The organism is Pseudomonas sp. RC2C2 (assembly GCF_018390435.1).
GTDB lineage: Bacteria > Pseudomonadota > Gammaproteobacteria > Pseudomonadales > Pseudomonadaceae > Aquipseudomonas > Aquipseudomonas donghuensis.
This window is the reverse complement of the sequence record NZ_JAHBAX010000001.1, coordinates 574,818-597,425: the sequence shown is the minus strand read 5'-3', so window position 1 is coordinate 597,425 and position 22,608 is coordinate 574,818. Positions and strand designations below refer to the sequence as shown.

At 62.1% G+C, this 22,608-nt stretch carries 23 protein-coding genes and 5 tRNA genes; 24 read left to right on the top strand and 4 right to left on the bottom strand.

Annotation, left to right across the window (positions count from 1 at the left end):
* Nucleotides 1–8: 8 nt before the first annotated feature.
* Nucleotides 9–587, bottom strand: a complete 579-nt coding sequence (locus KHO53_RS02695; RefSeq protein WP_036996486.1) for a Maf family protein — start codon at nucleotides 585–587, stop codon at nucleotides 9–11.
* 95 nt (nucleotides 588–682) lie between these two features.
* Between KHO53_RS02695 and KHO53_RS02690 the strand changes: the two genes are divergently transcribed.
* The 12 genes from KHO53_RS02690 to KHO53_RS02635 all read left to right on the top strand — a co-directional run bounded on the left by KHO53_RS02690 (nucleotide 683) and on the right by KHO53_RS02635 (nucleotide 10,448).
* Nucleotides 683–1,210 (top strand): YceD family protein, encoded by a 528-nt coding sequence (locus tag KHO53_RS02690; protein ID WP_010223220.1) that lies wholly within the window; start codon nucleotides 683–685, stop codon nucleotides 1,208–1,210.
* A 13-nt stretch (nucleotides 1,211–1,223) separates the two neighbouring features.
* Nucleotides 1,224–1,406, top strand: a complete 183-nt coding sequence (gene rpmF, locus KHO53_RS02685; RefSeq protein WP_010223221.1) for a 50S ribosomal protein L32 — start codon at nucleotides 1,224–1,226, stop codon at nucleotides 1,404–1,406.
* A gap of 3 nt (nucleotides 1,407–1,409) precedes the next feature.
* Nucleotides 1,410–2,420, top strand: coding sequence for a phosphate acyltransferase PlsX (gene plsX / locus KHO53_RS02680; protein ID WP_081492797.1), 1,011 nt, complete (start codon nucleotides 1,410–1,412; stop codon nucleotides 2,418–2,420).
* Between the two features lie 129 nt (nucleotides 2,421–2,549).
* Nucleotides 2,550–3,488 carry an ACP S-malonyltransferase gene (gene fabD, locus KHO53_RS02675; RefSeq protein ID WP_026001331.1) on the top strand — a complete coding sequence of 313 codons (939 nt, stop codon included), beginning with the start codon at nucleotides 2,550–2,552 and terminating at the stop codon, nucleotides 3,486–3,488.
* Nucleotides 3,489–3,504: 16 nt separating this feature from the next.
* Nucleotides 3,505–4,245: a 3-oxoacyl-ACP reductase FabG gene (gene fabG / locus KHO53_RS02670; RefSeq protein ID WP_010223224.1), complete on the top strand. Its 741-nt coding sequence runs from the start codon at nucleotides 3,505–3,507 to the stop codon at nucleotides 4,243–4,245.
* Nucleotides 4,246–4,441: 196 nt separating this feature from the next.
* Entirely contained in the window at nucleotides 4,442–4,678 is a 237-nt protein-coding gene (gene acpP / locus KHO53_RS02665; RefSeq protein WP_010223225.1) for an acyl carrier protein, read from the top strand.
* A gap of 104 nt (nucleotides 4,679–4,782) precedes the next feature.
* On the top strand, nucleotides 4,783–6,027 hold the full coding sequence (gene fabF, locus KHO53_RS02660) for a beta-ketoacyl-ACP synthase II (RefSeq protein WP_036996485.1): 1,245 nt from the start codon (nucleotides 4,783–4,785) through the stop codon (nucleotides 6,025–6,027).
* The gene (gene pabC, locus KHO53_RS02655; protein ID WP_213569950.1) at nucleotides 6,027–6,842 is read left to right on the top strand and encodes an aminodeoxychorismate lyase; all 816 of its coding nucleotides are present in this window, start codon (nucleotides 6,027–6,029) and stop codon (nucleotides 6,840–6,842) included. The genes fabF and pabC overlap by 1 nt, the downstream gene beginning before the upstream one ends.
* A gap of 3 nt (nucleotides 6,843–6,845) precedes the next feature.
* Entirely contained in the window at nucleotides 6,846–7,991 is a 1,146-nt protein-coding gene (gene mltG / locus KHO53_RS02650; RefSeq protein ID WP_213569949.1) for an endolytic transglycosylase MltG, read from the top strand.
* 19 nt (nucleotides 7,992–8,010) lie between these two features.
* Nucleotides 8,011–8,643, top strand: coding sequence for a dTMP kinase (gene tmk / locus KHO53_RS02645; protein ID WP_213569947.1), 633 nt, complete (start codon nucleotides 8,011–8,013; stop codon nucleotides 8,641–8,643).
* Complete coding sequence (locus KHO53_RS02640) at nucleotides 8,636–9,622, top strand: DNA polymerase III subunit delta' (protein ID WP_010223231.1); 987 nt, start codon at nucleotides 8,636–8,638, stop codon at nucleotides 9,620–9,622. Before tmk ends, KHO53_RS02640 begins: the two co-directional genes overlap by 8 nt.
* A 43-nt stretch (nucleotides 9,623–9,665) precedes the next feature.
* The gene (locus KHO53_RS02635; protein ID WP_036996481.1) at nucleotides 9,666–10,448 is read left to right on the top strand and encodes a TatD family hydrolase; all 783 of its coding nucleotides are present in this window, start codon (nucleotides 9,666–9,668) and stop codon (nucleotides 10,446–10,448) included.
* Between the two features lie 231 nt (nucleotides 10,449–10,679).
* Here KHO53_RS02635 and KHO53_RS02630 read toward each other — a convergent pair whose 3' ends face one another.
* Entirely contained in the window at nucleotides 10,680–11,813 is a 1,134-nt protein-coding gene (locus tag KHO53_RS02630) for an aminotransferase class V-fold PLP-dependent enzyme (RefSeq protein ID WP_036996480.1), read from the bottom strand.
* A gap of 72 nt (nucleotides 11,814–11,885) precedes the next feature.
* On the opposite strand from KHO53_RS02630, the gene KHO53_RS02625 reads away from it, so the two are divergent.
* The 4 genes from KHO53_RS02625 (at nucleotide 11,886) to KHO53_RS02610 (ending at nucleotide 14,884) form a co-directional block, all read left to right on the top strand.
* Nucleotides 11,886–12,524, top strand: a complete 639-nt coding sequence (locus tag KHO53_RS02625; protein WP_010223234.1) for a TetR/AcrR family transcriptional regulator — start codon at nucleotides 11,886–11,888, stop codon at nucleotides 12,522–12,524.
* A 127-nt stretch (nucleotides 12,525–12,651) separates the two neighbouring features.
* Nucleotides 12,652–13,620 (top strand): GTP 3',8-cyclase MoaA, encoded by a 969-nt coding sequence (locus KHO53_RS02620; protein ID WP_010223235.1) that lies wholly within the window; start codon nucleotides 12,652–12,654, stop codon nucleotides 13,618–13,620.
* Nucleotides 13,621–13,686: 66 nt separating this feature from the next.
* A complete protein-coding gene (locus KHO53_RS02615) occupies nucleotides 13,687–14,292 on the top strand; it encodes a DUF4823 domain-containing protein (RefSeq protein WP_036996478.1) in 606 nt (201 codons plus the stop codon).
* 10 nt (nucleotides 14,293–14,302) lie between these two features.
* Nucleotides 14,303–14,884, top strand: coding sequence for a DUF1285 domain-containing protein (locus KHO53_RS02610; RefSeq protein WP_010223237.1), 582 nt, complete (start codon nucleotides 14,303–14,305; stop codon nucleotides 14,882–14,884).
* Between the two features lie 104 nt (nucleotides 14,885–14,988).
* Here the strand turns inward: KHO53_RS02610 and KHO53_RS02605 are convergent.
* Nucleotides 14,989–15,064, bottom strand: a tRNA-Asn gene (locus KHO53_RS02605).
* Between the two features lie 62 nt (nucleotides 15,065–15,126).
* Complete coding sequence (locus tag KHO53_RS02600) at nucleotides 15,127–16,323, bottom strand: amino acid aminotransferase (protein WP_010223238.1); 1,197 nt, start codon at nucleotides 16,321–16,323, stop codon at nucleotides 15,127–15,129.
* A gap of 308 nt (nucleotides 16,324–16,631) precedes the next feature.
* On the opposite strand from KHO53_RS02600, the gene uvrB reads away from it, so the two are divergent.
* The 8 genes from uvrB to KHO53_RS02560 all read left to right on the top strand — a co-directional run bounded on the left by uvrB (nucleotide 16,632) and on the right by KHO53_RS02560 (nucleotide 22,599).
* On the top strand, nucleotides 16,632–18,647 hold the full coding sequence (gene uvrB / locus KHO53_RS02595) for an excinuclease ABC subunit UvrB (RefSeq protein ID WP_213569946.1): 2,016 nt from the start codon (nucleotides 16,632–16,634) through the stop codon (nucleotides 18,645–18,647).
* 87 nt (nucleotides 18,648–18,734) lie between these two features.
* Nucleotides 18,735–20,216, top strand: coding sequence for a glutamate--tRNA ligase (gene gltX, locus KHO53_RS02590; protein ID WP_100782042.1), 1,482 nt, complete (start codon nucleotides 18,735–18,737; stop codon nucleotides 20,214–20,216).
* A 322-nt stretch (nucleotides 20,217–20,538) separates the two neighbouring features.
* Nucleotides 20,539–20,614 (top strand) — tRNA-Ala (locus KHO53_RS02585).
* Between the two features lie 79 nt (nucleotides 20,615–20,693).
* A tRNA-Glu gene (locus KHO53_RS02580) sits at nucleotides 20,694–20,769 on the top strand.
* Nucleotides 20,770–20,822: 53 nt separating this feature from the next.
* Nucleotides 20,823–20,898: transfer RNA gene (locus KHO53_RS02575), tRNA-Ala, on the top strand.
* A gap of 44 nt (nucleotides 20,899–20,942) precedes the next feature.
* Nucleotides 20,943–21,018: transfer RNA gene (locus KHO53_RS02570), tRNA-Glu, on the top strand.
* 179 nt (nucleotides 21,019–21,197) lie between these two features.
* Entirely contained in the window at nucleotides 21,198–21,737 is a 540-nt protein-coding gene (locus KHO53_RS02565) for a TetR/AcrR family transcriptional regulator (protein ID WP_213569945.1), read from the top strand.
* A gap of 28 nt (nucleotides 21,738–21,765) precedes the next feature.
* Nucleotides 21,766–22,599 (top strand): alpha/beta fold hydrolase, encoded by an 834-nt coding sequence (locus KHO53_RS02560; protein ID WP_036996475.1) that lies wholly within the window; start codon nucleotides 21,766–21,768, stop codon nucleotides 22,597–22,599.
* The last annotated feature ends 9 nt before the right edge of the window (nucleotides 22,600–22,608 follow it).

Genomic DNA, 22,608 nt, shown 5'->3' with positions numbered 1-22,608 from the left:
TCGCGGTATCAGGGCAAGCTCACGCCTTCAGCCAGCAGCATATCCACCAGGCGAATCAGCGGCAGGCCGATCAGGCTGGTGGCATCCACCCCGTGGGTGCTCTGGAACAGGCTCACGCCCAGGCCTTCGGCCTTGAAGCTGCCGGCGCAGTCGTAGGGCTGTTCGGCGCGCAGGTAGCGTTCGATGCGCTTCAGGTCCAGCTCGCGCATGTTTACCGTGAAGGGCACGCAGTCGACCTGGCAGTGGCCGGTAGTGCTGTTGAGCAGCGCCAGGCCGGTGAGAAAGCTCACATGATTGCCGCTGGCGGCCAGCAGCTGCTCGCAGGCGCGCTCGAAGGTGTGTGGTTTGCCGAGGATCTGCTCGCCCAGCACTGCCACCTGGTCGGAGCCGATGATCAGGTGCCCGGGATGGCTGTCGGCCAGGGCCAGGGCTTTTTCCCGGGCCAGGCGCTTGACCAGGTCAAGGGCGGGTTCCTCGGGCAGGCGCTGTTCGTCGATATCCGGGGCGGCGCAGCTGAAAGGCAGGCGCAGGCGCTCGAGCAGTTCGCGCCGGTAAGGTGAGCTGGAAGCCAGTAATAAAGGCAGCATGATAGACTCCTGGGCAGGTGAAACGATTCTAACATGCTGAACGGAGCCGAATTTCCTTTGACAGGGGCGGGGGTCATCCCTAGAATGCTGCGCCTATGTTGAATGACCCGATTCCACCTCACGTTGACCCGCGCAAATTGGCCGATCGTGGTGTTTCCCTCGAAGGAACACTGCAGCTCGCCGATTTGGAGAGACTCTGCGACCCGCTTTCCGACACTGTCGGTACGGTGCAGGCTAAATTCGATTTTGAGCGCGACGAGCAGAAGGCTGTGGTTATCCACACCGACCTGAGCGTCGAGGTCAAGATGGTTTGCCAGCGTTGTCTTGAGCTGGTCACCCTGCCGATCCACAGCGAATGTACTTACGCCGTGGTGAAGGAGGGTGCGAATACCCAGTCGTTGCCGAAAGGTTATGACGTGCTGGAACTGGGCGAAGATCCTTTGGATCTGCAGGCCTTGGTCGAGGAAGAGCTTCTGCTCGCCTTGCCTATCGTGCCTGCTCATCATCCGGAAGAATGCCAGCAGCCGGCGGGCGCCGATGAGCCCGAACCGAGCAAGGACGAGGTAACACGGTCCAACCCGTTCAGTGTATTGGCGCAGTTAAAGCGTGACCCAAACGTTTAGGAGTTAATCAATTATGGCTGTTCAGCAGAACAAAAAATCCCGCTCTGCCCGTGACATGCGCCGTTCGCACGACGCCCTCTCGGAAAACGCTCTGTCCGTAGAGAAAACCACTGGTGAAGTGCACCTGCGTCACCACGTATCGCCAGAAGGCGTATACCGTGGTCGTAAAGTGATCGACAAGGGCGCTGACGAGTAATCCTTGTCCGCTCAGATCATCGCGATTGACGCAATGGGCGGGGACTTCGGTCCCCGCAGCATTGTTCAGGCAAGTATTGCTTGCCTGTCGGCTACCCCCTCGCTGCACCTGACCCTCGTCGGTCAACCCTCCCTCCTTGAAGATCTAGTCGCTGGCCAGTCGGCAGCGGATCGCGCGCGCCTGCAGATCGTGGCCGCCAGCGAGGTGATCGGCATGGATGAGCGGCCGTCCCAGGCGTTGCGCGGCAAGCCCGATTCGTCCATGCGCGTGGCCCTGGAACTATTGCGTGATGGCAAGGTTCAAGCCTGCGTGAGTGCCGGCAACACCGGTGCGCTGATGGCGCTGTCGCGCTATGTATTGAAAACCCTGCCCGGCATCGACCGCCCGGCCATGGTTGCCGCCATTCCCACCCAGACCGGTTATTGCCAGTTGCTCGACCTGGGCGCCAATGTCGACTGCAGCGCGGAAAACCTCTACCAGTTCGCCGTGATGGGCTCGGTGGCCGCCCAGGCCCTGGGGATTTCCCGGCCGCGTGTGGCCTTGCTCAACGTCGGTACCGAAGACATCAAGGGCAACCAGCAGGTCAAGCTTGCCGCGAACTTGCTGCAGAACGCCCGTGGGCTGAACTACATCGGCTTTGTCGAAGGTGACGGGTTGTACCGTGGCGAAGCGGATGTGGTGGTGTGCGACGGCTTTGTCGGCAATATCCTGCTCAAGTCCAGTGAAGGCCTGGCGACCATGATCGGTTCGCGCATCGAGGCCCTGTTCAAGGGCGGGTTCGGTGCGCGCCTGGCCGGTGCCGTGGCCATGCCGCTGCTGCGCCGCCTACAGGCTGACCTGGCGCCGGCGCGACATAATGGCGCAAGCTTCCTTGGCCTGCAGGGCATCGTCATCAAAAGTCATGGCTCTGCCGGTGTACAGGGCTTTCAGAGCGCCATCCAGCGCGCGCTGATCGAGATCCAGGAGAACCTGCCGCAACGCTTGCACGGCCGCTTGGAAGACCTGTTGCTTTAGGTATATGCCTCAGGAAGTGGTTAAATGTGACCGCTTGGTCCTCGTTACCATCCAACTCTTCAGTTTCTTGTGCTCAGCCTGGTGCTGGGCGCTTTATTTCCGACGACAAGATCACTAGGGGCTTGTTCAATGTCTGCATCCCTCGCATTCGTCTTTCCCGGTCAAGGTTCGCAGTCCCTCGGCATGCTTGCCGAGTTGGGTGCCCAGTATCCGCTGGTCATTGATACCTTCCGTGAGGCCTCCGAGGCTCTGGGCTATGACCTCTGGGCGTTGACCCAGGCCGGTCCGGAAGAGCAACTCAACCAAACCGACAAAACCCAGCCGGCCATTCTCACTGCCTCGATCGCCTTGTGGCGCTTGTGGCTGGCAGAGGGCGGTGCGCGTCCGGCGTTCGTTTCCGGTCACAGCCTGGGCGAATACAGCGCCCTGGTCGCCGCTGGCAGCCTGAGCCTGGGTGACGCTGTGAGGCTGGTCAAGCGTCGCGGCGAACTCATGCAGGAGGCCGTGCCGGCCGGGCAGGGCGCCATGGCGGCGATTCTCGGCCTGGACGATGCTGTCGTCGTGGGTATCTGCGCAGAAGCTGCCCAGGGCGAAGTGGTCAGTGCGGTGAACTTCAACTCGCCAGGTCAGGTAGTCATCGCCGGTGCCAAGGCCGCCGTTGAGCGTGCCATGGAAGCCTGTAAGGCTGCTGGCGCCAAGCGCGCACTGCCACTGCCGGTCAGCGTGCCGTCGCACTGCGAGCTGATGCGCCCGGCTGCCGAGCGCTTTGCCGAATCGGTCAATGCCATCGACTGGCAGGCCCCGCAGATCCCGGTGGTGCAGAACGTCAGCGCTGCCGTTGCGGCTGATCTCGATACCCTCAAGCGCGACCTGCTGGAGCAGCTGTACAAGCCGGTCCGCTGGGTCGAGTGCGTGCAGACCCTGGCTGCCAAAGGCGCGGTAAACCTGGTCGAGTGCGGCCCGGGCAAGGTTCTGGCCGGCCTGAACAAGCGCTGCGCCGACGGCGTCAACACCTCTAACCTCAATACCCCGGATGCTTTCGCCGCGACGCTCGCGGCGCAGGCCTGATTTAGGAGAAGCTTGCATGAGCCTGCAAGGTAAAGTTGCCCTGGTTACCGGCGCCAGCCGTGGTATCGGCCAGGCTATCGCCCTGGAACTGGGCCGTCTGGGCGCTACCGTGATCGGTACCGCCACCTCCGCTTCGGGCGCCGAGCGTATCGCCGCGACCCTCAAGGAACACGGCATCACCGGTACCGGCCTTGAGCTGAACGTGACCAGCGACGAGTCGGTCACCGCTACCCTGGCCAAGATCCAGGAACAGTTCGGTGCGCCGACCATTCTGGTCAACAACGCCGGTATCACTCGTGACAACCTCATGCTGCGCATGAAGGACGACGAGTGGTTCGACGTCATCGACACCAACCTGAACAGCCTCTACCGTCTGTCCAAGGGCGTGCTGCGCGGCATGACCAAGGCACGCTGGGGTCGTATCATCAGCATCGGCTCGGTGGTCGGTGCCATGGGTAACGTCGGCCAGGTCAACTACGCCGCCGCCAAGGCCGGTCTGGAAGGTTTCAGCCGCGCCCTGGCGCGTGAAGTCGGCTCCCGTGCGATCACCGTCAACTCGGTGACCCCGGGCTTCATCGACACCGACATGACCCGCGAGCTGCCTGAAGCTCAGCGTGAAGCGCTGCAGATCCAGATCCCCCTGGGGCGTCTGGGCCAGGCTCAGGAAATTGCCAATGTGGTAGCTTTCCTGGCCTCTGAAGGTGCAGGCTATGTGACCGGCGCGACCATCCCGGTCAACGGCGGCATGTACATGTAAAATCGGATGTGACGGATTGCTTCAAAAAAATGTCATACGAGCTGTCTAAAATCCGTTATAAAGCTGCAACCAGATTCTAGTCGGTTGGCAGGTGTGGTCTTGCAAGGCGTGTTGCGCTTGAAAAGCAGACGTCTTTCTATACACTTACACACCGGCCAGCTGCCTGACATATGTCCATTAGGAGTGAAAACAAGGTATGAGCACCATCGAAGAACGCGTCAAGAAAATCGTCGCCGAGCAACTGGGCGTTAAAGAAGAAGAAGTGAAGAACGAATCTTCCTTCGTCGAAGATCTGGGTGCCGATTCCCTTGACACTGTTGAGCTGGTGATGGCTCTGGAAGAGGAATTCGAGACCGAAATCCCTGACGAAGAAGCCGAGAAGATCACTACTGTTCAAGCTGCTATCGACTACGTCAACAGCCACCAGGCTTAAGACGTTGTAGTCGTCGCTTCTTGTCATGGAAAAACCGCACTGCCTTTGCCGGCGTGCGGTTTTTTCTTTACAAGAGATGTAGTCAATTGAATAAGGAGAGTGCTGTGTCGCGTAGACGCGTCGTGGTCACCGGTATGGGTATGCTGTCGCCACTGGGTACGGATGTGCCGAGCAGTTGGCAGGGCATTCTGGCTGGCCGCAGTGGCATAGGTCTGATCGAGCATACTGACCTGTCTGCCTACTCCACCCGTTTTGGCGGCTCGGTAAAGGGCTTTGAAGTCGAGCAGTACCTGTCGGTCAAGGAAGCCCGCAAGCTCGATCTGTTCATTCAGTACGGCCTGGCTGCCGGTTTTCAGGCGGTGCGTAATGCCGGCCTGGAAGTAACCGATGCCAACCGCGAGCGCATTGGCGTGGCCATGGGCTCGGGTATCGGTGGCCTGACCAATATCGAAGAAACCAGCCGGACCTTGCATGACCAGGGCCCGCGGCGTATTTCGCCATTCTTCGTACCGGGTTCGATCATCAACATGATTTCCGGTTTCCTGTCGATCCACTTGGGGGTACAGGGGCCTAACTACGCTATTTCCACTGCGTGCACCACGGGTACCCACTGTATCGGCATGGCCGCGCGCAACATCGCCTTCGGTGAAGCCGACGTGATGATTGCCGGCGGTGCGGAGATGGCCGCCTGTGGTCTGGGCATGGGCGGTTTCGGTGCGTCGCGGGCGCTGTCGACCCGCAATGACGACCCGACCCGTGCCAGCCGTCCGTGGGACAAGGGGCGTGACGGTTTCGTGCTCGCCGACGGTGCCGGTGCGCTGGTGCTCGAAGAGCTCGAGCACGCCAAGGCGCGCGGCGCAACCATCTATGCCGAGCTGGTTGGTTTCGGCATGAGCGGTGACGCCTACCACATGACCTCGCCGCCAGAAGACGGCAGCGGGGCTGCGCGCTGCATGGCCAACGCCCTGCGCGATGCCGGCCTGAATGCCAGCGACGTTGATTACATCAACGCCCACGGTACCTCGACGCCAGCCGGCGACCTGGCTGAAGCGTCGGCGATCAAGTCGGTGTTCGGCGAGCACGCCTACACGCTGGCGGTCAGCTCGACCAAGTCGATGACCGGTCACCTGCTCGGCGCTGCCGGTGCAGTCGAGGCGATCTTCAGCGTGCTGTCGATCAACAGCCAGGTGGCGCCGCCGACCATCAACCTGGATGAGCCGAGCGAAGGCTGCGACCTCGATTTCGTGCCGCACCAGGCACGCAACATGCCGATCGAGGTGGTGCTGTCCAACTCCTTCGGGTTTGGCGGTACCAACGGCTCGCTGGTGTTCCGCCGGTTCGCCGGCTGATGCACAGCTGGGTCGACGGCCAGCCGGCAGATGCACTGACGGTGCAGAGCCGGGGGCTGGCCTACGGCGATGGTCTGTTCGAGACCATTGCCGTGCGGGCCGGTCGGCCGTCACTGCTCGAGTATCACCTCGATCGCCTGGCGCTGGGTTGCCAGCATCTGGCGATTTGCGCTGATCACGGCCTGATTCGCGACGAGATATGCCGTTATGCCAGCCTGCTGGGTGACGGTGTGCTCAAGCTTATTGTTACCCGTGGCGACAGTCAGCGCGGCTATGCGCCGGCCGCTGGCGTGGCGCCACGGCGTATTCTCCAGGGCAACCCCTTGCCCGGTTATCCCACGCAGCATGCCGAGCAGGGTGTTCGCTTGTTCGACTGCCAGACGCGCCTGGCCGAGCAACCGCTGCTGGCGGGTTTGAAGCACCTCAATCGCCTCGAGCAAGTATTGGCTCGCGCCGAATGGCAGGACGCCACGTACGCTGAAGGTTTGATGCGCGATGTTTCCGGGCGCATTATCGAAGGGGTGTATAGCAACCTGTTCCTGGTGCGTGACGGCCAGCTGCTGACCGCCGATCTGAGCCGCTGCGGTGTGGCCGGGGTGATGCGCGCAGCCTTGCTCGATCACGCCAGGGCAGTTGGAGTCCCCCTGCGAATAACCGACCTGAGCCTGCGGGACCTGCAGCAGGCCGACGAAGTCTTCGTCTGCAACAGCGTCTACGGCATCTGGCCGGTACAGGCTTTTACATCGCTGAACTGGCCGCCGGGGCCGCTCACCCGTAAACTGCAGGCCATTGCCCGTACGCTACTGGATGCCTGATTTGTGAGACGTAAATTCTTGGTGCTGCTGGAGACCGGGTTGATCCTGGCCGGCCTGATGTTGGGGTATTCGGCCTGGAAGGTGAATTCGGCGCTGGAGCAGCCCCTGCACGTGTCTCAGGAGCGGTTGCTCGACGTGCCCACCGGTACCACCCCCAATCGTATGTTCTACCGCATGGAGAGCGACGGTGTGCTGGAAGATGCCTTCTGGCTGCGCCTGTACTGGCGCTTCAACATGGCTGGCGTGCCGCTGCACACCGGCGAATACCGCATGACCCCGGGCATGAGTGTGCGCGATCTGTTCGAGGTCTGGCGCCGCGGTGATGTGGTGCAGTACACCCTGACCCTGGTAGAAGGCTGGAATTTCCGCCAGGTGCGCGCGGCGCTGGCCAAGCACGAGAAGATCAAGAAGACCCTCGACGGCCTGAGCGACGCCGAGGTCATGGACAAGCTCGGCCACCCGGGCGTGTTCCCGGAAGGCCGCTTCTTTCCTGATACCTACCGCTTCGTGCGGGGCATGACCGACGTCGAGTTCCTTCAGCAAGCCTATGCGCGCCTGGAAGAGGTGCTGGCCAAGGAATGGGCGGAACGCTCCAGCGACGTGCCGTATCGCGACCCGTACCAGGCGCTGATCATGGCCTCGCTGGTCGAGAAAGAGACCGGCGTGCCTCAGGAACGCGGGCAGATTGCCGGGGTGTTCGTGCGGCGCATGCGCATCGGCATGCTGCTGCAAACTGACCCGACGGTGATCTACGGCATGGGCGAGCGCTACAACGGCAAGATCACCCGCGCCGACCTGCGCGAACCGACTCCGTATAACACCTACACCAATGCCGGCCTGCCGCCGACGCCGATCGCCATGGTCGGTCGCGAAGCCATTCATGCCGCGCTGAACCCGACGCCGGGCAGCAGCTTGTACTTCGTCGCCCGTGGCGATGGCAGCCATGTGTTCTCCGATGATCTCGATGCGCACAATTCGGCGGTCCGCGAATATCAGATCAAGCGCCGCGCCGACTACCGTTCGAGCCCGGCACCTGTCACCGAACCTGAACCCGAGGTTGCACCGCAGACTCCGCAAACGCCGGAAGTCAGCCCTGTGCCTGCGCCTGAGCAACCGGCGCCGGCCAGCGAAGAAACCTCCCCGCAATGATCAACTGTAAGGACTGCCTGTGAGCGGCTTGTTTATCACCCTGGAAGGTCCCGAAGGCGCGGGCAAGAGCACCAATCGCGAGTACCTCGCCGAGCACCTGCGCGCCGCGGGCCTGGATGTCGTGCTGACCCGCGAGCCCGGCGGTACACCGCTGGCCGAGCGGATTCGCGAACTGCTGCTGGCGCCCAGTGACGAGAAAATGGATGCCGACACCGAATTGTTGCTGGTGTTTGCCGCCCGTGCCCAGCACCTGGCCGAAGTGATTCGCCCGGCCCTGGCCCGCGGCGCGGTGGTGCTGTGTGACCGTTTTACTGATGCCACTTACGCCTACCAGGGCGGTGGCCGCGGCCTGTCGTTGGCGCGCATCGCCACCCTGGAGAATTTCGTCCAGGGCGATTTGCGTCCGGACCTGACCCTGGTGTTCGACCTGCCGGTGGAAATCGGCCTGTCCCGCGCAGCCGCCCGCGGCCGCCTGGACCGTTTCGAGCAGGAAGGCCAGGCCTTCTTCGAAGCGGTACGTCAGGCCTACCTGGCCCGCGCCCAGGCTGCGCCGCAGCAATACCGGCTGATCGATGCCGCGCTGCCGCTGGCACAGGTACAGCAGTCTCTGGACGCCTTGCTGCCGCAGATCCTGGAGCGTTGCCGTGGCTGAGGCCTTCCCTTGGCAGCAGGCCTTGTGGCAGCAACTGGCCGGGCGTACCCAGCATGCCCATGCCTACCTGCTGCACGGCCCGCAGGGCATCGGCAAGCGCGCCCTGGCCGAACGCCTGATGGCCCTGTTGCTGTGCCAGCGTCCAGAAGGGCTGCAGGCTTGCGGGCAATGCAAGTCGTGCCTGTTGCTCGCAGCAGGTAGCCATCCGGACAACTACGTGCTGGAGCCGGAAGAGGCCGACAAGCCGATCAAGGTCGATCAGGTTCGCGACCTGGTGTCCTTCGTGGTGCAGACAGCGCAGTTGGGTGGGCGCAAGGTGGTGTTGATCGAGCCGGTCGAGGCGATGAACGTCAACGCCGCCAACGCCTTGCTCAAAAGCCTCGAAGAGCCCTCGGGCAATACCGTGTTGCTCTTGGTCAGCCATCAGCCCAGCCGCTTGCTGGCGACCATCAAGAGCCGCTGCCAGCAGCAGGCCTGCCCGCTGCCGAGTCGGCAGCAAAGCCTGGCCTGGCTCGAGCAGGCCTTGCCCGACTGCGACGAGCAGGAGCGCCTGGAACTGCTCAGCCTGGCGGCCGGTTCGCCGTTGGCGGCGGTCAGCCTGCAGGCCCAGGGTGTGCGCGAGCAGCGCGCGCTGGTGGTCGATGGGGTGAAGAAGCTGCTCAAGCAGCAGCAATCGCCCAGCCAGCTGGCCGAAGCCTGGAATGCCATTCCTTTGTTGCAACTGTTTGACTGGTTCTGTGACTGGTCCAACCTGGTCCTGCGTTATCAGTTGACCCAGGACGAGGAGGGGTTAGGCTTGAGCGATATGCGCAAGGTGGTTCAGTACCTGGCGCAGAAGAGCAGCCAGGGCAAGGTCCTGGAGATCCAGGACTGGATTCTGGCCCAGCGCCAGAAGGTCCTGGGCAAGGCCAACCTCAATCGGGTGCTGTTGCTCGAGGCGCTGCTGGCGTCCTGGGCGATGTTGCCGGGCCAGCGTTGAGCTGCGCCGTCCCTTCATTACTTTTCAGCGTTGTCATGTGCCCATGCTTGTAGATTCCCATTGCCACCTCGACCGTCTAGACCTTACCGCCCACCAGGGCTCCCTGGATGCGGCGCTTGATGCTGCCCGCGCGCGTGGCGTCGGGCACTTTCTGTGCATCGGCGTCAGCGCCGACAACGCCCAGGCGGTCAAGGACCTCAGCGAGCGCTACAGCGATGTCGACTGTTCAGTGGGTATCCACCCGCTGGACCTCACCCCTGACGGTGCGCCGGCGCTGGACTGGTTGCTCAAGGAGCTTGAGCACCCGCACGTGGTGGCCATCGGTGAAACCGGCCTGGACTATCACTACGAACCGGAAGCGGCCCAGGTGCAGCAGGACTCGTTCCGCCTGCACCTGGAGGCGGCGAAGGTCACGGGCAAGCCGGTGGTCATCCATACCCGCGCGGCGCGTGCCGATACCCTGGCACTGCTGCGCGAAGCAGATTTGCCGCAGGCCGGCGTGCTGCACTGCTTCACCGAAGACTGGGACATGGCCAGGGCGGCGCTGGACCTGGGCTATTACATCTCGTTGTCGGGCATTGTCACCTTCCGCAATGCCGATGCACTGCGCGACGTGGCGCGGCAAGTACCGGCCGATCGCCTGCTGGTCGAGACCGATTCGCCGTACCTGGCACCCATTCCCTATCGCGGTAAAGCCAACCTGCCGCAATACGTACGGGAAGTGGCGGAGTTCGTGGCGATGGTACGCGGCGAGGGCTATGAGCAATTGGCCGAGCAGACCACCGCGAACTTCAAGCGGCTGTTTCCGTTGGCGCGGGTAAGCTGAGTTCGCCTGCTGAAAAACAGGCAAAAAAAACCCGGGTTCTGGGGGGTGAATCCGGGTTAAGACCATTAGGAGTAAAACAAAGGTACGCGGTCCCTGAGCACCTTTATCGACGCGCCACTTGGGGGGATGCGCCGCGTCAACACCTGAAGTATTGGTCAGGATTGGCGCGCCGCCAGCATCAGCTGCTCGTTTTTTAAACAGATTTGGAATACGGCTGCGGCTGCTGAGCACTCATCGCTCTGCAATCTGCCGCACAATCGCCAGAGTTTCTTCGATTATCTGCTTAGGTGTGTAGAAGTGCGGGGAAAATCGAACGCCCGGGCCTCGTGGGATGCATATCACCTGTTGCTGCTTGAGCTGCTGATAGACCTGCAGGTTTTCAACCCCTTCAATGCTGAAGGACACAATCCCTGAGCGGCGCGCCGGGTCTTGCGGGTTGTGCAGCGTTACCCCGGGTATTGCGGCCAGGCCCTCATTGAGCCACTGCACCCGTTCCTGCAGCTCGGCTGCCACGCGATCCATTCCCACGTCTTCGAGCAACGACAGGCTGGCTTCCAGTGCCGCGGCCCCGAGCATGTTCGGGCTGCCACATTCAAAGCGCCGGGCGCTGTGGGCCGGTTGCCATTCACTGCGGGTGTAGTCGCCCATGTGCTCGAGCATGTGCCAGCCGTACTCGCTGAGCTTGAGCAGCGGGCGCACCTCGGCGCGGCAATAGAACACCCCCAGGCCTTCCGGACCGAGCAGCCATTTATGGCCATCCGCCATGGCGAAGTCGCATTGATAGGCCTGGACGTCGAAGGGCAGGGCGCCCAATTGCTGGATGGCGTCGATGCAGAACAGCACTTCGCGATCACGGCAGCCTTGGCCCAGGCGCGGCAGGTCCAGGCGCAGGCCGCTGGCGAACTGCACGGCGCTGATCGCCAGCAGGCGTACCTTGGGGCCGCAGGCAGCCAGTAAGGCGCCTTCCGGGTCGCTGCCCTTGAGGCTGACCTGAATGACGCTGACGCCTTTGTCGGCCAGGGCCTCCCAAACGATCCGGTTGGAAGGGAACTCTTCGTCGCTGATGACGATCTGGTCGCCGGCCTGCCAGTCGATGCCGAAGGCGACGAAAGACAATGCCTCGGAGGTGTTCTTGACCAAGGCAATGTCATCCGTCGACGGTGCGTTCGTCAGGCGCATCAGGCGTTCACGTAGACGCTGCTCCATGGCCAGCCAGTCCGGATAGTCCCTTGCGCCGAGCAAAACGTTCTCGTTGGCGAAGCGCGAAACCGCCTGGCTGGCGCGTTTCGGCCAGGGTGCCACGGCAGCATGGTTCAGATAGCGAAGGCCCGGGGCCTGTTCAAACTCATCAAGAAACATAGACATGGTTGGATGATCCGTGCATTTTGGCGCAAGTTAGGCATAATAACCGGCTTCGATTTTGATCCAGTCCTTCTTATGCAGAAAGAACCTCGTAAGGTCCGTGAGTTTCGTCGCCGTGAGCAAGAAATTCTCGATACCGCGCTCAAGCTGTTTCTCGAACAGGGTGAAGACAGTGTCACCGTCGAGATGATCGCTGATGCCGTCGGTATCGGCAAAGGCACGATCTACAAGCACTTCAAATCCAAGGCGGAGATCTACCTGCGCCTGATGCTCGACTACGAGCGCGATTTGAACGAACTGCTGCACTCTGCCGACGTCGACCGCGACAAGGAAGCCCTGTCGCGCGCCTACTTCGAATTCCGCATGCGTGATCCGCAGCGCTACCGCCTGTTCGACCGCCTCGAAGAGAAGGTGGTCAAGGGCAACCAGGTGCCGGAGATGGTCGGGGAGCTGCACAAGATCCGCGCCTCCAACTTCGACCGCCTGACCCTGCTGATCAAGGGCCGCATCAGCGAAGGCAAGCTCGAAGACGTGCCGCCGTACTTCCATTACTGCGCTGCCTGGGCACTGGTGCATGGGGCGGTGGCGCTCTATCACTCGCCGTTCTGGAGCAATGTGCTGGAAGATCAGGAAGGCTTCTTCCAGTTCCTCATGGACATCGGCGTGCGCATGGGCAACAAGCGCAAGCGCGACCCGGATAGCACCGGTAGCTGAGACATCCAGCCAAACCATGGCGCTACTGGGATTGGGTGGCGAGGAATATACTCAGGTATGAGGCTTGCAAAAACCTGATTTTTGAGTCAGGTTTTGCAGGCCCGATTCACCCATGCCGGAGTCACCCATGATCGTCGACCGCCAAGGCAGGCGTTTTCGCAATTTGCGTGTCAGCCTGACGGCTGCCTGCAACTACGCCTGTACCTATTGTGTGCCGGACGGCAAGCGTCTGGTCGCGGCCCAGGACGAGCTCTCGGCCGAGGCCATGGCCCGTGGCGTGGCTTACCTGGTGGAGGCTGCCGGCATCGAGCGGGTGCGCGTCACTGGTGGCGAGCCGCTGGTCAGCCCCAAGCTTGAAACCTTCCTCGCTTCAATCGCCACCCTCGGCCTGGATGAAATCAGCCTGACCACCAATGGTCAGTTGCTGGCGCGCAAGCTGCCCTTGCTGCGCGCGGCGGGTATCCGTCGTCTTAACGTTTCCCTCGATACTCTTGACCCGGACGCCTTCCGGCGCATTGCCCGTGGCGGCGACCTGGCCACCGTGCTGGACGGCATGAGCCAGGCCAGCGCCGCGGGCATGAAGATCAAGGTCAACATGGTGCCGCTGCGCGGGCAGAACTTCGACCAGGTCCTGCCGCTGCTGGAGTATTGCCTGGCCCACGGCTACGAGCTGCGCTTCATCGAGCTGATGCGCATGGGGCACCTGGCTCGCGACAGCAATGCCTTTTTGCAGCAGTTCGTCAGCCTCGAGCACCTGTTGCAATTGATTGGCGGGCAGTACGAGTACCTGCAGGCCAATGCACCGGTGGATGCCACCGCCTTGCGCTATCAGATCCCGGGGCAGGGCTACTTCGGCATTATCGCCAACGAGAGCGTACCGTTCTGCCGCACCTGCTCGCGCTTGCGCCTGTCGTCCACCGGGTGGCTGCACGGTTGCCTGTCGTCGAGCAACCGTCACTATATCGGCGATCTGCTCGACAAGCCGCGCCATCAGGCCTTGCCGGCGCTGCAGGGCTTGCTGGTCAAAGCCCTTGGCGACAAGCAGTCGGTGGCGTTTTCCGGCGGCGCGACGGTGATGAAGATCATTGGCGGCTAAGACTGGCGCAAAAGCTGCATCTGCCAGCCGTTCGCCGGTTTTCCGTCACCGGCCACTGGAGGATAGATGCGTAGCCTGGTTTTGCTGCTGGCGCTGACGGCGCTGGGCGGCTGCATGAATGTCAGCGATATGGGCGAGGGCGCCCGATATCACATGAGCGATGCCGGTCTGCTCGATCACAGCGACACCCGTCGTTCGCTGTCGGTGCGCCTGCAGCCTGATTCATTCATTTACATTGGCCAGGGTGCCTTCGTGCCGCCGGGCAAGGGCCCGTATCCGCGCCCTAACGTGGTGGCCGAAGAGGCCTTCAAGGGTTTTATCGAGTACTTCCCCCTGGTTCGCCGCGCCCCGGCGCCGTTGGGCCTGGAGCAGGCGCTGATCGAGGCGCGTGAAGTCGGCGCCCATTACCTGCTGTACACCCGCTTTGCCCGCACCGATGATCGCATCGGCAATGGCGATGAGTGGTACGACGAACAGGCGGTTGACCGCCTGGGCATCGATACCGGGGTGGTGCAACTGATGCTGATCGAAACCAGCACCCGTTACCTGATCGACACCGCGCAGATCAAAAGCCGCGGCGGTTTGCTGACGTTCCATGACAACAAGCCGGAAGATTTGCTCAGGTCCCCGCTTGAGGATTACGCTCGCAGCCTGTTAGGCATGAGTCGTTGAGGAGAGGGTGATGCAAGATACCGGCAAGGCCAGTGATCTGCTGGCGCAGATTCCCAAGGCAGAAAAAGGCCTGCCGCCCGTGCATCTGTGGAACCCGGATTTTTGCGGCGACATCGACATGCGCATCGCCCGCGATGGCACCTGGTACTACCTGGGTACGCCAATCGGGCGAAAACCGATGGTGCGGCTGTTCTCGACCATCATTCGCCGCGACGGTGACGACTACTTCCTGGTGACGCCGGTGGAGAAGGTCGGTATCAAGGTCGATGACGCGCCCTTTGTCGCTGTCAGCCTTGAAGTGCAGGGCGAAGGCGAGCAGCAGCTGCTGCGTTTTACCAGCAATGTCGACGACCAGGTCGAGGCTGGCCCCGAGCATCCGCTACGCTTTGAGATCGATGCGCAAACCCAGGAGCCTTCGCCGTATGTGCACATGCGCAGCAACCTCGAAGCGCTGATCCACCGCAACGTCTTCTACCAGTTGGTCGAGCTGGCGGTGCCGCGGCAGATTGATGGCCAGCAGTGGCTGGGTGTCTGGAGTGGTGGCCGCTTCTACCCCATTGGCCAGGTTGCCGGTATGGAGCCTGGTGGATGAGCTGCTGCCGGTGACCGAGCCCTATAGCCAGTAGCGAAACTTCTGTTCGGGCAGAAACGAAAAAACCTCCAGTGCTCAGGGCAACTGGAGGTTTTTCAGGTGTTTGGCTCCGCGACCAGGACTCGAACCTGGGACCCAATGATTAACAGTCATTTGCTCTACCGACTGAGCTATCGCGGAATCTGTGGCGTATCTTACTGATTGCTAAGGGGAAGTCAAGCCTCCCCCGTGCATTTCAGTAATTACAGAACCTCAACGATCGCCTTGGTCACCACATGGATGTTGCTTTGGTTGAGCGAGGCGACACAGATGCGGCCGGTATCCAGCGCATAGATACCGAATTCGTTCTTCAGGCGGGCGACCTGCTCAACGGTGAGGCCCGAGTAGGAGAACATGCCGCACTGGCGACCGACGAAGCTGAAGTCCTGCTTGGCGCCGTACTGGGCCAGCAGCTCGACCATCTGCTTGCGCATGCCGTGGATGCGCAGGCGCATCTCGGCCAGCTCGTCTTCCCACATCGTGCGCAGCTCTGGGCTGTTGAGCACGGTGGCGACGATGGTGGCGCCATGGGTTGGCGGGTTGGAATAGTTGGTGCGGATCACGCGCTTGACCTGCGACAGCACGCGAGTGGCCTCTTCCTTGGACTCGGTGACGATCGACAGTGCGCCAACGCGTTCGCCGTACAGCGAGAAGGACTTGGAGAACGAGCTGGAAACGAAGAAGTTCAGGCCCGACTCGGCGAACAGGCGTACGGCGGCGGCGTCTTCGCTGATGCCGTCGCCAAAGCCCTGGTAGGCCATGTCGAGGAACGGCACGTGGCCTTTGGCCTTGATTACTTCGAGGACGTTTTTCCAGTCTTGCGGGGTCAGGTCGACACCGGTCGGGTTGTGGCAGCAGGCGTGCAGCACAATGATCGAGCCGGACGGCAGGGCGTTGAGGTCTTCGAGCATGCCGCTGCGGTTGACGTCGTGGGTGGCGGCGTCGTAGTAGCGGTAGTTCTGCACCGGGAAACCGGCGGTTTCAAACAGCGCGCGGTGGTTTTCCCAGCTCGGGTCGCTGATGGCGACGACGGCGTTCGGCGACAGTTGCTTGAGGAAGTCGGCGCCGATCTTCAGGGCGCCGGTACCGCCGACGGCCTGGGTGGTGATCACGCGACCGGCGCTCAACAGCGGCGACTCGGCACCGAACAGCAGCTTCTGCACGGCCTGGTCATAAGCGACGATACCGTCGATCGGCAGGTAACCGCGGGAAGCGTGCTGGGCAGCGCGCTGGGTTTCGGCTTCGATCACTGCGCGCAGCAGTGGGATACGCCCTTCTTCGTTGCAGTAAACACCCACACCCAGGTTGACCTTGTTGCTACGGGTATCGGCGTTGAAAGCTTCGTTGAGGCCCAGAATGGGGTCGCGTGGTGCCAGCTCGACAGCGGAAAACAGGCTCATTATTACCTTGGCTCTGAATGGAGAGTGGAAGAGATCGCACGCTCCAGTCGCTTGCACTAGAGCGGTGCACAAACGGGGAGTCAGTATAGTGATACCGGCTGGTCACGGCGACAGTCTGTCGCAGCTTTTCCTGCTGTTTGGCCGAATATTTTTCGACCGTTAGTCGATTTCACCGGTCCATCGTCAGAAATGCCCGCAACACTGAGTTGAAACTGGCGCTCGGGGCCCTAAATTCGGTATAACTACTGTCTATAAATACAGTTGCCCGCGCCAGCGATGAAACCATCGCGATCACACAGAGGTTTGTCATGTCCGAGTTCCAGCTCGTCACCCGTTTCCAGCCGGCCGGCGACCAGCCCGAGGCCATTCGCCTGATGGTCGAAGGAATCGAGGCGGGCCTTGCGCACCAGACCCTGCTCGGGGTGACCGGCTCGGGCAAGACCTTCAGCATCGCCAACGTGATCGCCCAGGTGCAGCGCCCGACCCTGGTGCTGGCGCCGAACAAGACCCTGGCAGCGCAGCTGTACGGCGAGTTCAAGGCGTTCTTCCCGAACAACGCCGTGGAGTATTTCGTTTCCTATTACGACTACTACCAGCCTGAAGCCTACGTGCCGTCCTCCGACACCTTCATCGAGAAGGACGCCTCGATCAACGACCATATCGAGCAGATGCGCCTGTCGGCGACCAAGGCGCTGCTGGAGCGGCGCGATGCGATCATCGTCACCACCGTTTCCTGCATCTATGGCCTGGGCAGCCCGGAAACCTACCTGAAGATGGTCCTGCACGTGGATCGCGGCGACAAGCTCGACCAGCGCGCGCTGCTGCGTCGCCTGGCCGACCTGCAGTACACCCGCAACGAGATGGACTTTGCCCGCGCCACCTTCCGCGTGCGCGGTGATGTGATCGATATCTTCCCGGCCGAATCGGACCTGGAAGCCATCCGCATCGAGCTGTTCGACGACGAGGTGGAGAACATCGCCGCCTTCGATCCGCTGACCGGCGAAGTGATCCGCAAGCTGCCGCGCTTCACCTTCTACCCCAAGAGCCACTACGTGACCCCGCGCGAGACCCTGCTCGAGGCGGTGGACGGCATCAAGGAAGAACTGGCCCAGCGCCTTGAGTACCTGCACAAGAGCAACAAGCTGGTCGAAGCCCAGCGCCTGGAGCAACGCACCCGCTTCGACCTGGAGATGATCCTTGAGCTGGGCTACTGCAACGGCATCGAAAACTACTCGCGCTACCTCTCCGGGCGCCCGGCCGGTGCGCCGCCACCGACCCTCTACGACTACCTGCCGGACGACGCCCTGCTGGTGATCGACGAATCCCACGTCAGCGTTCCGCAAGTCGGCGCCATGTACAAGGGCGACCGCTCGCGCAAGGAAACCCTGGTCGAGTACGGCTTTCGCCTGCCTTCGGCGCTGGACAACCGGCCGATGCGTTTCGATGAATGGGAGGCGGTCAGCCCGCAGACCATCTTTGTCTCGGCGACCCCGGGCAACTACGAAGCCGAACATGCCGGCCGCGTGGTTGAGCAGGTAGTGCGCCCGACCGGCCTGGTCGACCCGCAGGTCGAGGTGCGCCCGGCCACCACCCAGGTCGACGATCTGCTCTCGGAGATTCGCAAGCGCGTGGCGGTGGAAGAGCGGGTGCTGGTGACCACCCTGACCAAGCGCATGGCCGAAGACCTCACCGACTACCTGGCCGACCACGACGTGCGCGTGCGCTACCTGCACTCGGACATCGACACCGTCGAGCGGGTCGAGATCATCCGCGACCTGCGCCTGGGCACCTTCGATGTGCTGGTGGGCATCAACCTGCTGCGTGAAGGCCTGGACATGCCCGAGGTGTCGCTGGTGGCGATCCTCGATGCCGACAAGGAAGGCTTCCTGCGTTCCGAGCGTTCGCTGATCCAGACCATCGGCCGCGCCGCGCGTAACCTCAATGGTCGCGCGATCCTCTATGCCGACAACATGACCGGCTCCATGCAGCGGGCGATTGGCGAGACCGAGCGGCGCCGCGACAAACAGATTGCCTTCAACGCCGCCAATGGCATCGTGCCCAAGGGCGTGGTCAAGGACATCACCGACATCATGGAAGGCGCCAACGTGCCCGGCTCGCGCAGCAAGAAGCGCAAGGGCATGGCCAAGGCGGCAGAGGAGAGCGCCCGTTACGAAGCCGAGCTGCGCTCACCGGGCGAGATCGCCAAGCGCATCAAGCAGCTGGAAGAGAAGATGTACCAGCTGGCGCGCGACCTGGAGTTCGAGGCGGCGGCGCAACTGCGCGACGAAATTACCGCGTTGCGCGAGCGCATGATCACGGCGTGAGGGCGACGATCGCGCCCATTGCTGGAGCCCGATGCCCGCTCCCTGTTAACATCCCGCCTTTGTTTCATCTCTAGTTCGAGACTGTCCATGACCACCGTTCGCACGCGTATCGCGCCATCGCCTACTGGCGATCCCCACGTCGGCACCGCTTACATTGCCCTGTTCAACTACTGCTTTGCCAAGCAGCACGGCGGCGAGTTCATCCTGCGTATCGAAGATACCGACCAGTTGCGTTCGACCCGCGAGTCGGAACAGCAGATCTTCGACGCCCTGCGCTGGCTCGGCATCGAGTGGAGCGAAGGTCCGGACGTCGGCGGCCCGCACGGCCCTTACCGGCAGAGCGAGCGCGGCGATATCTACAAGCAGTATGCCCAGCAGCTGGTTGACCTTGGTCACGCCTTCCCGTGCTTCTGCACCGCCGAAGAGCTCGACCAGATGCGCGCCGAGCAGATGGCCCGCGGCGAAACCCCGCGCTACGACGGCCGCGCCTTGCTGCTGTCGGCAGAAGAAGTGCAGCGCCGCCTGGCCGCTGGCGAGCCGCACGTGATCCGCATGAAAGTGCCGAGCGAAGGCGTCTGCGTGGTCCCGGACATGCTCCGTGGCGACGTCGAGATTCCGTGGGATCGCATGGACATGCAGGTACTGATGAAAACCGACGGCCTGCCTACCTACTTCCTGGCCAACGTCGTCGATGACCACCTGATGGGCATCACCCACGTGCTGCGCGGCGAAGAGTGGCTGCCGTCGGCGCCCAAGCTGATCAAGCTGTACGAGTACTTCGGCTGGGAACAACCGGCCCTGTGCTACATGCCGCTGCTGCGTAACCCGGACAAGAGCAAGCTGTCCAAGCGCAAGAACCCGACCTCGGTGACCTTCTACGAGCGCATGGGCTTCATGCCTGAAGCCATGCTCAACTACCTGGGCCGCATGGGCTGGTCGATGCCGGACGAGCGCGAGAAGTTCTCCCTGGCCGAGATGGTCGAGCACTTCGACTTGTCGCGCGTCTCCCTCGGCGGGCCGATTTTCGATATCGAGAAGCTGTCGTGGCTCAACGGCCAGTGGCTGCGTGACCTGCCGGTGGAAGAGTTCGCCGCGCGCCTGCAGAAGTGGGCGTTCAATCGCGACTACATGATGCAGATCGCACCGCACGTGCAGGGCAGGGTAGAGACCTTCAGCCAGGTTGTGCCATTGGGCGGCTTCTTCTTCGAAGGTGGCCTCAAGCTCGATGCCAAGCTGTTCGAGAGCAAGAAACTCTCGGCCGACCAGGTACGCCAGGTCATCCAGCTGATCCTGTGGAAGCTCGAAAGCCTGCGCCAGTGGGAAAAAGACCGTATCACCGGCTGCATCCAGGCGGTTGTCGACGCCCTGGAACTGAAGCTGCGTGACGCCATGCCGCTGATGTTTGCCGCGATCACCGGCCAGGCCAGTTCTGTCTCGGTGCTCGATGCCATGGAAATCCTTGGCCCGGACCTGACCCGCTACCGCCTGCGCCAGGCCCTGGACCTGCTTGGTGGTGTGTCGAAGAAAGAAAACAAAGAGTGGGAAAAGCTCTTGGGCACCATCGCCTGATTGCTTTTCAGGGCTGCTTTGCAGCCCATCGCTGGCAAGCCAGCTCTCACGGGGGAGCTTTGTGGGAGCTGGCTTGCCAGCGATGAGGCCAGGATGTCGGGTAGGGAATTAGCTGTAGTAGAGCGGTTGCACCCCAGTAAATACGGGGTGTTTCCCGGTTTCGGGCGGTAAGTGTTTGTTATCTCGGAAATTTTTTTTGAATTTTGTTGAAAATATATTTGACAGGTTCGCCATCCGATCTTAATATGCGCCCCGTCCACAGCGATGAACGAAACGAAACGCGAAGCACCCAGCCAAGCGGTTCAGTTCAAAGCGACATTGTGGGGCTATAGCTCAGCTGGGAGAGCGCCTGCATGGCATGCAGGAGGTCAGCGGTTCGATCCCGCTTAGCTCCACCAAATTCCGATTCGTAGTCAGCTAGGCTGACTGCGAAATCAACCGGGTTCCAGCAACCAGGTTGGTAAGGTAAGAAGGTTCGTCCCCTTCGTCTAGTGGCCTAGGACACCGCCCTTTCACGGCGGTAACAGGGGTTCGAGTCCCCTAGGGGACGCCAGTTTCACACAAGCAACGTCGAAAGAAGTTGCTGGGCCGCGAGGCTAAAAATCTGGGGCTATAGCTCAGCTGGGAGAGCGCCTGCATGGCATGCAGGAGGTCAGCGGTTCGATCCCGCTTAGCTCCACCAATTTTGCCAGGATTCGTGAAAACGGGTCTGCACGAAGGTTACAAGTCCCCTTCGTCTAGTGGCCTAGGACACCGCCCTTTCACGGCGGTAACAGGGGTTCGAGTCCCCTAGGGGACGCCATTTTACCCACTTTGTGGGATTTCAAGGCTCATTCGATTATTGAATGAGCCTTTTGTTTTTGCCTCGAAAAAACTTTCCCCCCAACCCTCTCTTGCCTGACGCGACAAGCGGCAGCACTTTCTGCTTGCGGAAAAATATTATGAGAATAATATTCTAACCATAATATTTTGGAGGCGAGCATGAACGACAAAAAGGCGAAAACCCGCGAACGGATTCTCGATGCAGCCTGCAGTGCGCTGATTCAGCACGGCCCGGCCGAGCCCAGCGTCAATCAGGTAATGGGGGCTGCCGGCTTGACTGTCGGAGGCTTTTACGCCCATTTCGACAGCAAGGACGCGCTGATGCTCGAAGCCTTTCGCCAGTTGCTGGGCGAGCGTCGGGCGCTACTCGCCGAAGTCGACCCGAACATGAGTGGCGAGGAGCGCCGTGCCCTGGTCGCCGCCTTTTATCTTTCTCGCAAGCACCGCGACGCCACCGAGCGCGCCTGCCCGCTGCCCACCTCGCTGGGCGAAATGGCGCGCCTGCCGGAGGCCTTCCGGGCGGTGCTGGCCGAGCACATCGAATTGATGATGGCCAATCTTGCCGACAGCCCTGAGGAGGCCGACAAGGTCCTGGCCGACATGGCCCTGATGATCGGTGGCCTGGCCCTGGCCCGCGCTTTGGGCACTGGCGAGCTGTCTGACCGCATCCTGCGTGCCGCCAAGTCGGCGGTTGTCTGAACCACGCGCTATCCACCGGAGCAAAGCGATGAATACCTTGAGCTGGATTCGTAGCGTCAACGGCACCCTTGGGCACATTGCGCCGGAGCATGTCGCGCGCAAGATGCGCCGGGCCTTCATGACCCCGCGCAACCTGCCGCCACGGGAATGGGAGCTGCCACTGCTGGCCCGTGCCGAGCGCATCACCTTGCGCTTCGGGCTTTCGGCGCTGCGCTGGGGTCAGGGCCCGACGGTGCTGTTGATGCACGGTTGGGAAGGGCGCCCAACCCAGTTCGCACGCTTGATCGACACCCTGGTCGAGGCTGGCTACACCGCCGTGGCGCTGGAAGGCCCGGCGCATGGCCGTTCGCCGGGTAGCGAAGCCAATGTGGTGCTGTTTGCCCGGGCCTTGCTTGAGGCCGCCGCCGAACTGCCGGCGCTGCAGGCGGTGATCGGCCACTCCATGGGCGGTGCCAGCATGCTCCTGGCCCTGCAGTGGGGCCTGCGCGCCGAAGTGGCGGTGAGCATCGCCGCGCCAGCCCAGTTGCTTGGCGTGGTCCGTGGCTTTGCGCGGCACCTGGGCATGCCGGCACGGGCGCGGGCGGCGTTTATCCGCCAGATCGAGCGTGATGTCGGTGTGCAAATTGCCCGCCTTGATGTCAGTGGCTACCAATTGGAGCTGCCTGGCTTGATCGTGCATGCCGAGGATGACCCGCTGGTACCGGTCAAGGAGTCCGACGCCATTCACCGGGCCTGGTTCGACAGCCGCCTGCTGCGCCTGCCTGACGGCGGCCATCAGCGCGTGCTGGCTGACCCGCAACTGGTCGAGGGGGTGCTGGCGTTGCTGCAGCGCAGCAGTTCACCGGCGCGGCAATCGGCCTGAGCATCCGGT